The following is a 12,949-nucleotide window of genomic DNA, read 5'->3' as shown; positions in this document are numbered from 1 at the left end:
ACCCCGGATTGATCATGAAGTTGACGCCGGAGCCGATCTTCACCGGGTCGCCAACTTCATGATCAACGGAGTGGACCGGCGGGTGGGACGCGCAAGGGGCACGCCGGTGGGCCGGCGTGCCCCTTGCGGTGGTACGGGTGGATCACATGTTGGCGACGTCGGACTGCTTGGCGCGCACCGCCTCGGCGGCCTCCTTGAGGCTGGCCAGCTCGTCGGCGTCCAGTTCCGTCTCGACGACCTTCTTGACGCCCTCGGCGCCGATCTCCGCCTCGACGCCCAGGTAGACCCCGGAGATGCCGAACTCGCCGTCGACCCAGGCGCAGACCGGCATGACCTCGCCGGAGTCCTCCGCGACGGCCCTGGCCATCCGCGCGGCGGCGGCGGACGGGGCGTAGTAGGCGGAGCCGGTCTTCAGCAGCGCGACCACCTCGGCGCCACCGTTGCGGGTCTTCACGACCAGCTCCTCGATCTGCTCGGCCGGCATCACCTCGCGCAACGGCCGGCCGCCGACGGAGCTCTTCGACGGGACCGGGACCATGGTGTCCCCGTGCGAGCCGAGAGTCAGCGTCTTCACCGACTTCACCGGTACCTGGAGCGCCTCGGCGACGAAGTTGGTGAACCGGGCGGTGTCGAGCATGCCGGCCTGGCCGAGCACCCGGTTACGCGGGAACTGGGTGGCGAGCTGGGCCAGCGCGGTCATCTCGTCCAGCGGGTTCGACACGACGATGACGACGGCGTTCGGCGCGTACTTGGCAACGTTCTCGGACACCTGACGGACGATCTTGGCGTTCGTCTCCAGCAGGTCCATCCGGCTCATGCCCGGCTTGCGGGGCAGTCCGGCGGTGATGACGACGACGTCCGAGCCCTCGATGGCCTCGTAGCCCTCACCGTTCGGGCCGGTGGTGACCCCGACGACCTTGGTCTCGAAGCCCTCGATCGCACGCGACTGGTTGAGGTCCAGCGCGAGACCCGCCGGCTTGCCCTCCACGATGTCGGTGATCACGACGGTGTCGAAGACGTCGTACTCGGCCAGGCGCTGTGCGGTGGTGGAGCCGTAGAAGCCGGCCCCGACGACAGTGACCTTCTTACCCATGGTCGTCCCACTCCCTGATACCAGTCGGTTTTCCGGACCGTATCAGCCATCCTGGCACCGGTCGGGCCAGGGGCGGCGGGCATCGGCCGGATGGGGCGAACGTCACCGTCGACCGCTTGCGGCAGCGTCAGTCCCGTTCGGCCCGCTCGACCACGTTGGTCAGCAGCATGGCCCGCGTCATCGGCCCCACCCCGCCGGGCATCGGCACGAGCTTTCCGGCCACCTCGGCCACCTCCGGGTCGACGTCGCCGGTGTAGCGCCCCTTGCCATCCGCCCCGATGACCCGGGTGATGCCGACGTCGACCACGGTCGCGCCGGGCGTGACCATCTCGGCGGTGAGCAGCCCCGGCACCCCCGCCGCGACGATCACCACGTCCGCGGCCCGGGTGTGCGAGGCGAGGTCCAGGGTGCCGGTGTGGCAGAGGGTCACCGTCGCGTTCTCGCTGCGCCGGGTGAGCAGCAGGCCGAGCGGCCGACCCACCGTGTTGCCCCGGCCGACCACCGCCACCTTGGCGCCGCGCAACGGCACGTCGTGCCGGCGCAGCAGCTCGACGATGCCCCGTGGGGTGCAGGGCAACGGACCGTCGTAGCCGAGCACGAGGCGGCCCAGGTTGACCGGGTGCAGGCCGTCGGCGTCCTTGTCCGGGTCGATCATCTCCAGCGCCCGCTGGGTGTCCAGGTGAGCCGGCAGCGGCAGCTGGACGATGTAGCCGTGGCAGGCCGGATCGGCGTTCAGCTCGGCGAGAACCCCGTCGACCTGCTGCTGGGTGGCGTCGGCGGGCAGCTCGCGGCGGATGGAGGCGACCCCCACCTCGGCGCAGTCCCGGTGCTTGCCGTCGACGTACGCCTGGGAGCCCGGGTCCGCCCCGACCAGGACCGTGCCCAGGCCGGGGGTGATGCCGCGCTCCGCGAGCGCCTTGACCCGTGTCCGCAGCTCGTCCTTGATCTCCGCCGCGGTTGCCTTGCCGTCCAGGATGGTCGCCGTCACCACCTGATCGTCTCATGGGGGTGTGCTCGTCCGGCGGGGGGTCCGTCGGGCCGCCTGCGCCAGGTTGTGGTTTACGGTCGCAGAAATGCCCCGGTACGCCGCAAACCGCGACGGTTGAGGCCCGCCCCGACGTCGGGGCGGGCCTCAACCGTCGCGCTCAGTGGAAGAAGTGGCGGGTGCCGGTGAGGTACATGGTCACCCCGGCCTCCTTGCAGGCGGCGATGGTCTCCTCGTCACGGACGGAACCGCCGGGCTGCACGATGGCCCTGACGCCCGCCTCGATGAGGATGCGCGGGCCGTCGGCGAACGGGAAGAACGCGTCCGAGGCGGCCACCGCGCCCCGAGCCCGGTCCGCACCCGCCCGGTCTACCGCCAGCCGTGCCGAGTCGACCCGGTTGACCTGGCCCATGCCGACCCCGACCGAGGCACCGTCCTTGGCCAGCAGGATCGCGTTGCTCTTCACCGCTCGGACCGCCCGCCAGGCGAAGACCAGGTCGGCCAGGGTGGCCGGGTCGGCCGCCTCGCCGGTGGCCAGCCGCCAGCTGGCGGGGTCGTCGCCTTCGGCGTCGACCCGGTCCCGCCCCTGCACCAGCACACCGCCGGAGACCTGGCGCCACTCCGTCGCCTGCGGCGCGAACTGCGGGGCGCGCAGCAGGCGGACGTTCTTCCTGGCCTGCAGGATCTCGACGGCACCCGCGTCGTAGCCGGGGGCCACCACGACCTCGGTGAAGATCTCCGCGACCTGCCGGGCCATCGCCACGCTCACCGGGCGGTTCACCGCGATCACACCACCGAAGGCCGACACCGGGTCGCAGGCGTGAGCCTTGCGGTGCGCCTCGGCGACGTCGGCGCCGACCGCGATGCCGCACGGGTTCGCGTGCTTGATGATCGCCACAGCCGGCTCGTCGGAAAAGTCGTGGGCGGCCCGCCAGGCGGCGTCCGCGTCGACGTAGTTGTTGTAGGACATCTCCTTGCCGTGCAACTGCTCGGCCTGGGCCAGCCCGGACGGACCCGCCGGGTCGGCGTACACGGCGGCGTCCTGGTGCGGGTTCTCGCCGTAGCGCAGCACCGCCTGCCGGCGTAGGGCCAGCCCGGCGAAGCGCGGCCACCGCTCACCCTCCGGGGTGAACTGCCGCGCGAACCACTCGGCGACCGCCACGTCGTACTCGGCGATGTCGGCGAAGGCGCGGGCGGCGAGCGCCCGCCGCTGGGCCAGCGTGAAGCCGCCCTCGGCGAGCGCGGCCAGCAGTGCCGGGTACGCCGCCGGGTCGGTCACCACCGCCACCGAGGCGTGGTTCTTGGCGGCGGCGCGGACCATCGCCGGACCGCCGATGTCGATCTGCTCGACACACTCGTCCTGGCCGGCGCCGGAGGCGACGGTGGCCTGGAACGGGTAGAGGTTGGAGACCAGCAGGTCGATGCCGGCGATGCCGTGCTCGTCGAGCTGGCGGGCATGGGCGTCCTTGCGCAGGTCGGCGAGGAGGCCACCGTGGATCTTCGGGTGCAGCGTCTTGACCCGGCCGTCGAGAATCTCCGGGAAGCCGGTCACCTGCTCCACCGGGGTCACCGGCACGCCCGCACCGGAGATGGTGGCGGCGGTGCTGCCGGTCGAGACGATCTCCACCCCGGCGTCGTGCAGTGCCCGCGCCAGCTCGACCAGCCCGCTCTTGTCGTAGACGCTGACCAGTGCCCGCCTGATGGGGCGGCGCTCGTCCTGAGTGGCACTCACTCCGACCGTGACCTTCCTTCCGGTGATCGTCCAACCTTCACGGACCAGGCGACCGACCTGCTCGACGAGCTGGCGGCGCTCGGCCTCCTTGATGCGCTCGGTGAGCGTCTCCTCGTCGTCGTCGTCCCGCACCGGCACGGCGACCTGGGCGACGATCGGGCCGGTGTCCGTCCCGGCGTCGACGAAGAAGAGGGTGGCCCCGGTGATCTTGACGCCGTACGCGAGGGCGTCCCGGGGACCGTGGATGCCGGGGAACGCCGGCAGCAGCGTGTTGTGCGTGTTCAGGTAGCGGCCCCCGAACGTGGCCAGGAAGTGGGGACCGGCCAGTTTGAGGAAGCCGGCCGAGACCACCAGGTCGGGCCGGTGTTCGGCGACCCGCGCGGTCAACGCCCGGTCCCAGTCCTCCCGGGTGCGATGGTCCCGCACCCGTTCCACGAAGGTCGGCACCCCGGCGGCGGTGGCCCGGTCCAGGCCGGCGATCCCGTCCCGGTCGGCGCCGACGGCGACCACCTTCGCCCCGTACGCCGGGTCGGCGGCGGCGTCCAGCAGCGCCTGCAGGTTGCTGCCGGAACCGGAGATGAGGACGACGAGGCGGGCGGCGGGCGCGGGCTCGGTCACCAGGCCAGCGTATCGGGCAGGTCGGGACGCCCGGCGTTCGGGCGGTGGCGATCCGGGTGACCACGAATGTGGCACGTACGCGATACGCTGCCGGTCGCTCGGTGACGGGTGTACGCCCGACGCCGCACCCTTCACGGATGAACAGGCACGACAGTGCCACAAAAGAGGAGTTTTCATGCAGCCCGGTCAGCCGAACCCTGCGCAGCAGCCGATCAACAACAACATGACAATGTCCATTGTCGCCATCTTCCTCTTCTGGCCGCTGGCGATCCCCGCCATCATCAACGCCTCGAAGGTCAACCCGCTGCTGCAGCAGGGCGACTACGCCGGCGCGCAGGCGGCGGCCGCCGAGTCGAAGAAGTGGTCGAAGTGGGCCATCATCATCGGTGCCGTCTGGCTGGCGATCGTTCTGGTCTGCTGCCTCGCCGGTGGCCTGGCCGGCATGATGAACGGCTCCAGCGGCAGCCAGTACTGACGACCAGCGATCGAGGAGCACCGTCGACATGCAGCCCGGACCCCCCGGCCAGGACCCGTACGGCCAGCAGCCCCCGCACGACCCGTACGGTCAACAGCCCCCGCACGACCCGTACGGCCAGCCCGCCCCGGGCCAGCCGGCGGACCCGTACGCCCAGCCGCCGCAGGCGCCGTACGGTCAGCCCGCCCCGGGCCAGCCGTACGGGCAGCCGGCGGATCGGCAGGCCCAGCCCTACGGCCCGCCGACGCACCCGGGCGCCGGGTACCCGCAGCCGGCCGGGCAGCAGAACACCCTCGGCCTGGTGTCGATGATCCTGGGCATCGTCTCGATTCCGATGCTCTGCTGCTTCTCCCTGGGCATCCCGCTCGGCATCGCCGCGGTGGTCACCGGCTGGATGGGCAGGCAGAAGGCGGCCCAGGGGCTGGCCAGCAACGGCGGTCAGGCCAAGGCGGGCCTGATCTGCGGCGCGGTCGCCGTCGGCCTGGGTGTGCTCGGGCTCATCGTGAACCTCGTCGTCGGTCTCGACGGCCTGCCGAACCGGTTCTGAGGCGGACGGCAACGCCGAACCGGTTCCGAACGACGACCGCGACGGGCGACCCGGCAATGCGCCGGGGCGCCCGTCGGGTTTTCCGGGCACGATCCGGGCCCCTGCGCAGGCTGCCTTCCGCCCCGCCTCGGCCGGGTCAGCGGCGACCGAGCAGCTTGCCGGCGGCAGCCCCGAGCAGCGCACCGACGGTCACCACGGCGGTCGCCACCAGCCCCACCTGCCAGACCACCGGGCCGATCTCGGCCAACCGGCCGTTGCCGAGCGGGCCACCGGAGAGCCCGGCGGCCAGGGCGGCGAGCAGGCCCGCGACCGGGCCGGCGAACGCCGCCGGGCCGAGCAGCGCGGGCCAGCCCGGCTCCGCCCGCTCCTCGCCGGTCGGGCGGGACAGCCGGCGGGTGAGCAGCCAGCCGGCGGCCATGCCGGCCAGCACCGGCACCGCGAGCAGAGCGGCCCCGAGACCCTCGACCGGGCCGCTCGGCAGCCCGGCGAGCAGCGGTACGGCGGGCAGGGCTCCCACCGTCACCTCGCTGGTGCGCACCGCCGTGCCGGTGCCGACGGCGAACCCGGGCCCGAGCAGGTAGGCGGTCGACCAGACCGTGGCGTTCGGCGCGTAGGCGAGACTGACCAGGGTGATGCCGGCCTGCCCGGCCACCCCCGTGCGGTACGCCCCGATCATGTCGGCCGCGTCGCCCCCGCCGGTCGCCACCGCCAGTCCGGCCGCCCCGGCCCCCGCGCCGAACAGCAGCAGCCCGGCCACCAGCCCGGTACGCACCCCGTCGCGCACCGGGCCGGGCGCGTGCTCGGCGAGCAGGCCGGCGACACCGGTGGTGCGCACCGCCCCGGCCAACGCGCCCAGCACGCCGACGAGCGCGAAGCTGACCCCGGCGCGGACCGGCGACACCCCCAGGCCGCTTCCGGAGCCGACCAGCAGCGCGGCGAGGACGCCGAGCAGCGCGTACCCGATGCCGACGGCGACCGCGGCGGTGAGTGCCTGCCGTGGGGAGCGTCGGCCGCGCGCGCCCATGGCCCGGGTGGTGTGCACCCCCGCGCGGGTCAGCCGCCAGAACACCAGCACGGTCAGCGCCAGCGGGACCAGACCGAGCGGGCCGGCGGTGGTCTGCAACGGAACGCCGTGACCGAGCAGCCAGCCGGCCAGCCCGGCGCGCAGTGCGCCCGGCAGCGTGGCGGCGTCCTCGCTGAGCTGGGCCAATCCCAGCACCAGGGCGACCGGAAGGTACGACGTGACGGCGGCCCAGACGGCGGCGACGCCGGCCGCGACCGGCAGCGGCGCTCGGCTCCGGGACGACTCGGGGTGGCGGGGAGACGGCACCCGGGAACCCGCCGTCGGCCGGTCGGGCGGACGGGCGTCGGCGTGCACGCCGGCAGGACGGCGGGGCTGATCAGGGGTGACCGAGGACATCGGGTCTACTCTGGCACGCCGGAGGGATGCCGGCTGCCCGGTGGGGCCGCCCGGTAGCCGGCGAGTTCCCTGATCCACCGGTTCCGGGCCCCGATCCGGTTTAGCCTCGGCGCAGGACGCGACCGACGTCGCGGCACCGAGCGCTGGGAGGAAGCCGTGACCACTCCGTACCCGCCGCCCCCGCCGCCACCGGCGGCCGGCAGGGACCGCACCACGCTGTGGGGCATCCTCGGCATCGTCCTGGGCTTGATCTGCTGCGGCATCCTGGGCATCGTCTTCGGCTACCTGTCGATCCGGGACGCCAAACGGTACGGGCAGTCGCCCCTGCTCGGCTACCTGGCCATCGCCTTCGGCGTGATCAACATCATCGGCACCGCGATCTGGCGAGCCACCGGTACGTATCCGCTCTGGGACAACCGCTGAGGGGGCCGACCGTCACCGGCCGACCCCCTCGACATCCCGTCCCGTCCGCTCGGCGGCCGGCTGGTCCGTGTCCGTCCGCTCAGCGGCCGGCTGGTCCGTGTCCGTCCGCTCAGCGGCCGGCTGGTCCGTGTCCGTCCGCTCAGCGGCCGGACATGATCTCCCGCATCAGCTTGGCGGTCTCGGTCGGGGTCTTCCCGACCTTGACGCCGACGGCCTCCAGCGCCTCCTTCTTCGCCTCGGCGGTGCCCGCCGAGCCGGAGATGATGGCACCGGCGTGGCCCATGGTCTTGCCGGGGGGCGCGGTGAAGCCGGCGATGTAGCCGACCACCGGCTTGGTGACGTTGGCCTTGATGAAGTCGGCGGCCCGCTCCTCGGCGTCGCCGCCGATTTCGCCGATCATCACGATCGCGTCGGTCTCCGGGTCGGCCTCGAACGCGGCGAGGGCGTCGATGTGGGTGGTCCCGATGATCGGGTCACCGCCGATGCCCACGCAGGTGGAAAAACCGATGTCACGCAGCTCGTACATCATCTGGTAGGTCAGCGTGCCGCTCTTGCTGACCAGGCCGATCCGGCCGGTGCCGGTGATGTCGGCCGGGATGATGCCGGCGTTGGAGGCGCCCGGCGAGGCGATACCGGGGCAGTTCGGGCCGATGATCCGGGTCTTGGCCCCCTTGGCCACGTTGTAGGCCCAGAACGAGGCGGTGTCGTGCACCGGCACGCCCTCGGTGATCACCACGGCCAGCGGGATCTCCGCGTCGATGGCCTCGACCACCGCGCCCTTGGTGAACTGCGGCGGCACGAAGATGACGGTGACGTCAGCCCCGGTCTCCTTCATCGCGTCCGCGACGGAGGCGAAGACCGGCAGCTCGGTGCCGTCGAAGTCGACGGTGGTGCCGGCCTTGCGCGGGTTGACGCCGCCGACGACGGTGGTGCCGGCGGCGAGCATCCGCCGGGTGTGCTTCATGCCCTCGGAGCCGGTCATCCCCTGGACGATGACCTTCGAGTCCTTGGTCAGCCAGATCGCCATTGTCAGACCCCCGCAGCCGCCAGCTCGGCGGCCCGCTCGGCCGCGCCGTCCATGGTGTCGACCCGCTGGATCAGCGGGTTGTTCGCGCCGTCGAGGATCGCCCGACCGGCCTCGGCGTTGTTGCCGTCGAGCCGGACGACGAGCGGCTTCGTGGCCTTCTCGCCGCGCTGCTCCAGCAGGGCCAACGCCTGCACGATGCCGTTGGCCACGGCGTCGCAGGCGGTGATGCCGCCGAAGACGTTGACGAAGACGCTCCTCACCGACGGGTCGGAGAGCACGATCTCCAGGCCGTTGGCCATCACCTCGGCGCTCGCGCCGCCGCCGATGTCGAGGAAGTTGGCCGGCTTGACACCGCCGTGCCGCTCGCCGGCGTACGCGACCACGTCGAGCGTCGACATGACCAGGCCCGCGCCGTTGCCGATGATGCCGACCTCACCGTCGAGCTTGACGTAGTTGAGGTCCTTCTCCTTGGCGGCCTGCTCCAGCGGGTCCACCGTGGCCTGGTCGACCAGGGCCTCGTGGTCCGGGTGCCGGAAGCCGGCGTTCTCGTCGAGGGTGATCTTGGCGTCGAGCAGCAGCAGCTTGCCCTCGCCCGTCTTGGCCAGCGGGTTCACCTCGACCAGCGTGGCGTCCTCGGCCACGAATGCCTGCCACAGCCCCACGGCGACCTCGACGACCTGGTCGGCGACCTCGGCCGGGAAACCGGCGGCGGCGACGATCTCGCGAGCCTTGGCCTCGTCCACGCCCTTGACGGCGTCGATCGGGGCCTTGACCACCTTGTCCGGGGTGTCCGCGGCGACCTGCTCGATGTCCATGCCGCCGGCGACGCTGGCGATGCAGAGGAAGGTGCGGTTCGCCCGGTCGAGCAGGTAGGAGAAGTAGTACTCCTCGGCCACGTCCGCGGTCACGGTGATCATGACCTTGTGGACGGTGTGACCCTTGATGTCCATGCCGAGGATGTCGGTGGCCCGGGCCACCGTCTCCTCCGCGCCCTCGGCCAGCTTGACGCCGCCGGCCTTGCCTCGGCCGCCGACCTTCACCTGTGCCTTGACGACCACCCGACCGCCGAGGCGTTCGGCGATCGCGCGGGCCTCCTCCGGGGTAGTGGCGACGCCGCCGGCGAGCACGGGCAAGCCGTGCCGCTCGAACAGGTCCCGCCCCTGGTACTCGTACAGGTCCACGATTGCGCGTCCCGTCCCGTCTCCGCGGCGCGCCGTCGCGCCGCCACCAGCGTTGTGGAAACTCCGTTGACGCCCGTCATCAGTTCAAACAGGTCGTCGGCCGCAGCCTAGCGAGAAGAGGACCGGCGGCAACCGAGCGGGTGCGTGGTGTGCGGTAATGCACAGCGTGCCGCGCGCGACGCGCCGGTGCTCGGCGTTCGGCCGCACCGGCTGCCGAAGATCCCGGAAAAGGGGCGTAACCCCCTGCTGGGGGCGTCGTTGAGTCTGATGTCGGAGCGCTGATGGCGCGACGGCGGGAGCGGCCGATGCCCTGTCGGTCGAGGGGTGGCGGCGGGGCATCGTGCATAGAAGGGCCGGGCGTGTGAGGGGTGCGTCCGGCCCTTCCCCCTGCCCGCATCCGTTTCCGGGTCGCACACCCGGCGCGGGTCGCACACCCGGCGCGTTGCGTCGAGTGGCCAGCGTCGGATGGCCAGCGCTGGCGAGGTGGCGAGGCGTCAGGCGACGGCCTGGGCGACGTTGGCCCGGACCCAGTCGACGATCGACTGGGTGGTCGCCCCCGGGGTGAAGATCTTCGCGACGCCGAGCTGTTCCAACTCGGGAATGTCGGCATCCGGGATGATCCCGCCGCCGAAGACGACGATGTCCCGGGCGTCTCGCGCTGCGAGCAGCTCCAGCACCCGACGAAAGAGCGTCATGTGCGCGCCGGAGAGAACGGAGAGCCCGACCGCGTCGGCGTCCTCCTGGATGGCGGTCTCCACGATCTGCTCGGGCGTCTGGTGCAGGCCGGTGTAGATGACCTCCATGCCGGCGTCGCGAAGGGCGCGGGCGACGACCTTGGCGCCGCGGTCGTGGCCGTCGAGGCCCGGCTTGGCGACGACGACCCGGATACGAGAGCTCATCAGCGCACACCTTCCACGGGCTCGCGGCTACCACCTGAACGAACGGTAACCCGACGGCGGGGGGACGGAAAAACCGGCCCGCCGCCCTATCGCCCGAGCCCTCCGCACGGAAGCCGGACACCTCCGCCGAATGGTCACTGTACGCAACTTACGGGCAGTCAGGGGGGCAGCCGTACGGCGAGCCGAGGCGTGACAATGTCGGACAGAAAGGGACAGAAAGCCGCAGCGGTTCGGCGCTTCCGCTTGTGACGGGGGCGGCGGAGGGCTAACGTGTCCACGGTTGTCATCAGGTCCACCGACGGGTGACGACGCCGCCAACGGACGTTCGACCGCACTTCACCGAACGGCCCGACTCGGCATCGGATCCCCGACAACGGAGGGTGTGCGTGCGCCAGCGCCTGTCGTCTGAGCCCGATAGATATCGTGGCCGCCGCCGTGTACCCACCCCCCCACGGAGCCGCTACGCGGCGGTCGTCACCACCGCCTTCGTGGGAGCCGGCATCGTCGCCCTCGGCGCGAACGCCCTCCCCGACAGCAAGAGCGTGAACCCGTCGGTGCTCGACGAGCTGAAGCAGGCTTCGGTCACCAGCCAGGACGCGGCGGCCCGCGCCGAGGCCGCCGACCGCGCCAGCCGGGACACCGTCCGGGGCGGCAACGGAGCCTCCACCGAGGCGGACCCGTGGCTGCTGCCCCTGCAGGGCTACGACTTCAACTCCCCGTACGGGATGCGCTGGGGCAAGCTGCACACCGGCATCGACCTGGTCGCGCCGGAGGGCACCCCGTACGTCGCGATCCACTCCGGCACCGTCACGAAGGCCGGCTGGTTCGGCGGCTACGGCTACGCCGTGATCGTCCAGCACCCCGACGGCAGCGAGGCCATCTACGGCCACTCCTCGGAGGTCAGCGTCCGGGAAGGGCAGCAGGTCAAGGCCGGTGACCAGCTCGGCCTGGTGGGCAACACGGGCCACTCGTACGGCTCCCACCTGCACCTGGAGATCCATGTCAAGGGCGAGCCACTGGACCCGGTGCCCTGGCTCCAGGAGCGCGGAGTGGACATCAAGCTGCAAGTCGAGGCATATTACAGCGAAGCAGCGGCCTCCTGACGCTGCGTGTCGCCCGTTGACCGCCCGGATCGAACGATCCGGGCGGTTTTGCGTGTGCGCAGGTCACCTACGTCACAACGAGAGGTGTGACCGACGCCACCGCACACCCTGCCCGGAAATGCCGTCACCCATGGTGACAAACCCGCAAAACGGGCGGGTCGTCGCAGCCGACACCGACCGCCGTCCGTACCCGGTACCCACCGGCGGTCCGGGTGACACCCAGGATGGGCCGGTCCCCGCCCGCCGAGTGTGTGAAGGTCCGACGTGCAGGAAGACAGCAGAACCGGAAAGAGAACGATCCCGGCCGCACCGGCCCGGCACCGGCGCAGCCGCCGCGGCGGTCGCGGCCTCATCGTCGGCGCGGTCGCCCTGGTCGGCCTCGGCGTCGCCGGTGCCGCGACGGTCGCGTTCGACTCCGCCGACACCCCCACCGCCACCACCGTGTCGCTCGACGCCCGGGCCCGAGCGGAGGCCGTCGACCAGGCCGACCGCTCTGCCCGGGAGGCGACCGTGTCGCTGAGCCCGCCGGCCGCCCCGATCCCGACGGCGGCGGGCCCGAGCGCCAGCCCGTCACCGACGGCCACGAAGAAGGCCACCACCCCCCTACCCACCCCGAAGAAGTCCCGCAAACCGACGCCGAAGCCCGCGCCGTCGTGGGTCATCCCGATGAAGGGCGCCCAGGTCACCTCGTGCTACGGCCCCCGCGGCGGCACCCTGCACGCGGGCATCGACTTCGCGATGCCCGCCGGCACCCCGGTCCGGGCCGCGTTCGGCGGCACCATCGAGAAGGCCGGCGACGTCGGCGACGGCTACGGCATCTCCGTGGTGGTCAACCACGGCAACGGCTACCTGACCCACTACGCCCACCTGAGCGCCGCGAAGGTGAGCGTCGGCGACCGGGTGGCCGCCGGCCAGGTCATCGGCCTGGAGGGCTCCACCGGCGACTCCACCGGCCCGCACCTGCACTTCGAGGTGCACCAGGGCCAGATGTGGAACCAGATCGACCCGGCGCCGTTCCTGCGCGCCCGGGGCATCGACGTCGCCTGCTGACCGGCACCCCGCCGGCCGATACGGTGGCGGCCGGGCGACTCGACACGCCGGGGCCGCGACTGCTGGGCCGTCAACGATGATCGGACTTGCTGGCAGGCTGTCAGAGCTTGTCGATCGGGGCGTGCCGCAGCACCAGCCACAGGGCCTGGTCCCCGAAGTCGATCTGCGCCCGGGCACCCGGGCCGTGCCCCTCCACCGCCAGCACCCGCCCCAGCCCGTACCGCTGGTGGTTGACCCGGTCACCGACCGCGACCTTCGGCGCCTGCCGCAGCTCGCTGGCGGTGGCCAGCCGGCTGGCGTCCACCCCGAGGCGCTGGGCGAGCTGGGTCGCCTTCGGGGTACCCCCGACGAAGCCGCCACGGCCGCCGGGCGTGCGCTCCGCGCGGCCCCCGACCC

The 12,949-nt window shown here is 72.3% G+C and carries 12 protein-coding genes and 2 pseudogenes; 5 read left to right on the top strand and 9 right to left on the bottom strand.

All coding sequences use genetic code 11. The features are described 5' to 3' along the window. Nucleotides 1-142: 142 nt before the first annotated feature. From E1166_RS24885 to purN, 4 genes and pseudogenes are all read right to left on the bottom strand, one after another. On the bottom strand, nucleotides 143-1,093 hold the full coding sequence (locus E1166_RS24885) for a malate dehydrogenase (RefSeq protein ID WP_132342371.1): 951 nt from the start codon (nucleotides 1,091-1,093) through the stop codon (nucleotides 143-145). A 127-nt stretch (nucleotides 1,094-1,220) separates the two neighbouring features. After that, on the bottom strand, nucleotides 1,221-2,081 hold the full coding sequence (locus tag E1166_RS24880; protein ID WP_132342370.1) for a bifunctional methylenetetrahydrofolate dehydrogenase/methenyltetrahydrofolate cyclohydrolase: 861 nt from the start codon (nucleotides 2,079-2,081) through the stop codon (nucleotides 1,221-1,223). 157 nt (nucleotides 2,082-2,238) lie between these two features. Further along, on the bottom strand, nucleotides 2,239-3,810 hold the full coding sequence (gene purH, locus E1166_RS24875) for a bifunctional phosphoribosylaminoimidazolecarboxamide formyltransferase/IMP cyclohydrolase (protein WP_207914493.1): 1,572 nt from the start codon (nucleotides 3,808-3,810) through the stop codon (nucleotides 2,239-2,241). Between the two features lie 3 nt (nucleotides 3,811-3,813). Further along, nucleotides 3,814-4,428: pseudogene (gene purN, locus E1166_RS31620) on the bottom strand (phosphoribosylglycinamide formyltransferase); the annotation flags it as partial. Nucleotides 4,429-4,603: 175 nt separating this feature from the next. Between purN and E1166_RS24870 the strand changes: the two are divergent. Both E1166_RS24870 and E1166_RS24865 read left to right on the top strand, forming a co-directional pair. Next, nucleotides 4,604-4,903: a CD225/dispanin family protein gene (locus tag E1166_RS24870; RefSeq protein WP_132269213.1), complete on the top strand. Its 300-nt coding sequence runs from the start codon at nucleotides 4,604-4,606 to the stop codon at nucleotides 4,901-4,903. Between the two features lie 28 nt (nucleotides 4,904-4,931). Further along, a complete protein-coding gene (locus tag E1166_RS24865; protein WP_132342368.1) occupies nucleotides 4,932-5,450 on the top strand; it encodes a DUF4190 domain-containing protein in 519 nt (172 codons plus the stop codon). A gap of 136 nt (nucleotides 5,451-5,586) precedes the next feature. Here E1166_RS24865 and E1166_RS24860 read toward each other — a convergent pair whose 3' ends face one another. Beyond that, on the bottom strand, nucleotides 5,587-6,870 hold the full coding sequence (locus tag E1166_RS24860; RefSeq protein ID WP_132342367.1) for a DUF6350 family protein: 1,284 nt from the start codon (nucleotides 6,868-6,870) through the stop codon (nucleotides 5,587-5,589). A gap of 156 nt (nucleotides 6,871-7,026) precedes the next feature. Here E1166_RS24860 and E1166_RS24855 point away from each other — a divergent pair, with 156 nt between their 5' ends. Beyond that, nucleotides 7,027-7,293, top strand: coding sequence for a DUF4190 domain-containing protein (locus tag E1166_RS24855; RefSeq protein WP_132342366.1), 267 nt, complete (start codon nucleotides 7,027-7,029; stop codon nucleotides 7,291-7,293). Nucleotides 7,294-7,432: 139 nt separating this feature from the next. Here E1166_RS24855 and sucD read toward each other — a convergent pair whose 3' ends face one another. The 3 genes from sucD to E1166_RS24840 all read right to left on the bottom strand — a co-directional run bounded on the left by sucD (nucleotide 7,433) and on the right by E1166_RS24840 (nucleotide 10,400). Beyond that, nucleotides 7,433-8,320 (bottom strand): succinate--CoA ligase subunit alpha, encoded by an 888-nt coding sequence (sucD, locus tag E1166_RS24850; RefSeq protein WP_132269222.1) that lies wholly within the window; start codon nucleotides 8,318-8,320, stop codon nucleotides 7,433-7,435. 2 nt (nucleotides 8,321-8,322) lie between these two features. Next, a complete protein-coding gene (gene sucC, locus E1166_RS24845; protein WP_132342365.1) occupies nucleotides 8,323-9,501 on the bottom strand; it encodes an ADP-forming succinate--CoA ligase subunit beta in 1,179 nt (392 codons plus the stop codon). 494 nt (nucleotides 9,502-9,995) lie between these two features. Continuing rightward, a complete protein-coding gene (locus tag E1166_RS24840; protein ID WP_132269226.1) occupies nucleotides 9,996-10,400 on the bottom strand; it encodes a cobalamin B12-binding domain-containing protein in 405 nt (134 codons plus the stop codon). Nucleotides 10,401-10,786: 386 nt separating this feature from the next. Here E1166_RS24840 and E1166_RS24835 point away from each other — a divergent pair, with 386 nt between their 5' ends. Together E1166_RS24835 and E1166_RS24830 are read left to right on the top strand one after the other, a co-directional pair. Continuing rightward, complete coding sequence (locus tag E1166_RS24835) at nucleotides 10,787-11,503, top strand: M23 family metallopeptidase (RefSeq protein WP_132342364.1); 717 nt, start codon at nucleotides 10,787-10,789, stop codon at nucleotides 11,501-11,503. A 264-nt stretch (nucleotides 11,504-11,767) separates the two neighbouring features. Continuing rightward, nucleotides 11,768-12,553, top strand: a complete 786-nt coding sequence (locus E1166_RS24830; RefSeq protein WP_132342363.1) for a peptidoglycan DD-metalloendopeptidase family protein — start codon at nucleotides 11,768-11,770, stop codon at nucleotides 12,551-12,553. Nucleotides 12,554-12,653: 100 nt separating this feature from the next. On the opposite strand, the pseudogene E1166_RS24825 reads toward E1166_RS24830, so the two are convergent. Continuing rightward, nucleotides 12,654-12,949 (bottom strand): annotated as a pseudogene (locus E1166_RS24825) (ATP-dependent DNA helicase PcrA); the annotation flags it as partial.

The sequence above is a fragment of the Micromonospora sp. KC213 genome, assembly GCF_004348325.1.
In the GTDB taxonomy this organism is placed as follows: Bacteria; Actinomycetota; Actinomycetes; order Mycobacteriales; family Micromonosporaceae; genus Micromonospora.
The sequence above is the reverse complement of the archived record's forward strand: the minus strand, read 5'-3'. Positions and strand labels throughout refer to the sequence as shown.

What these genes read in the sequence shown, in the direction of transcription:
- E1166_RS24885 (WP_132342371.1), bottom strand. Translation starts at nt 1,093, where the DNA reads ATGGGTAAGAAGGTCACTGTCGTCGGGGCCGGCTTCTACGGCTCCACC.
- E1166_RS24870 (WP_132269213.1), top strand. Translation starts at nt 4,604, where the DNA reads ATGCAGCCCGGTCAGCCGAACCCTGCGCAGCAGCCGATCAACAACAAC.
- E1166_RS24865 (WP_132342368.1), top strand. Translation starts at nt 4,932, where the DNA reads ATGCAGCCCGGACCCCCCGGCCAGGACCCGTACGGCCAGCAGCCCCCG.
- E1166_RS24860 (WP_132342367.1), bottom strand. Translation starts at nt 6,870, where the DNA reads ATGTCCTCGGTCACCCCTGATCAGCCCCGCCGTCCTGCCGGCGTGCAC.
- sucD (WP_132269222.1), bottom strand. Translation starts at nt 8,320, where the DNA reads ATGGCGATCTGGCTGACCAAGGACTCGAAGGTCATCGTCCAGGGGATG.
- E1166_RS24840 (WP_132269226.1), bottom strand. Translation starts at nt 10,400, where the DNA reads ATGAGCTCTCGTATCCGGGTCGTCGTCGCCAAGCCGGGCCTCGACGGC.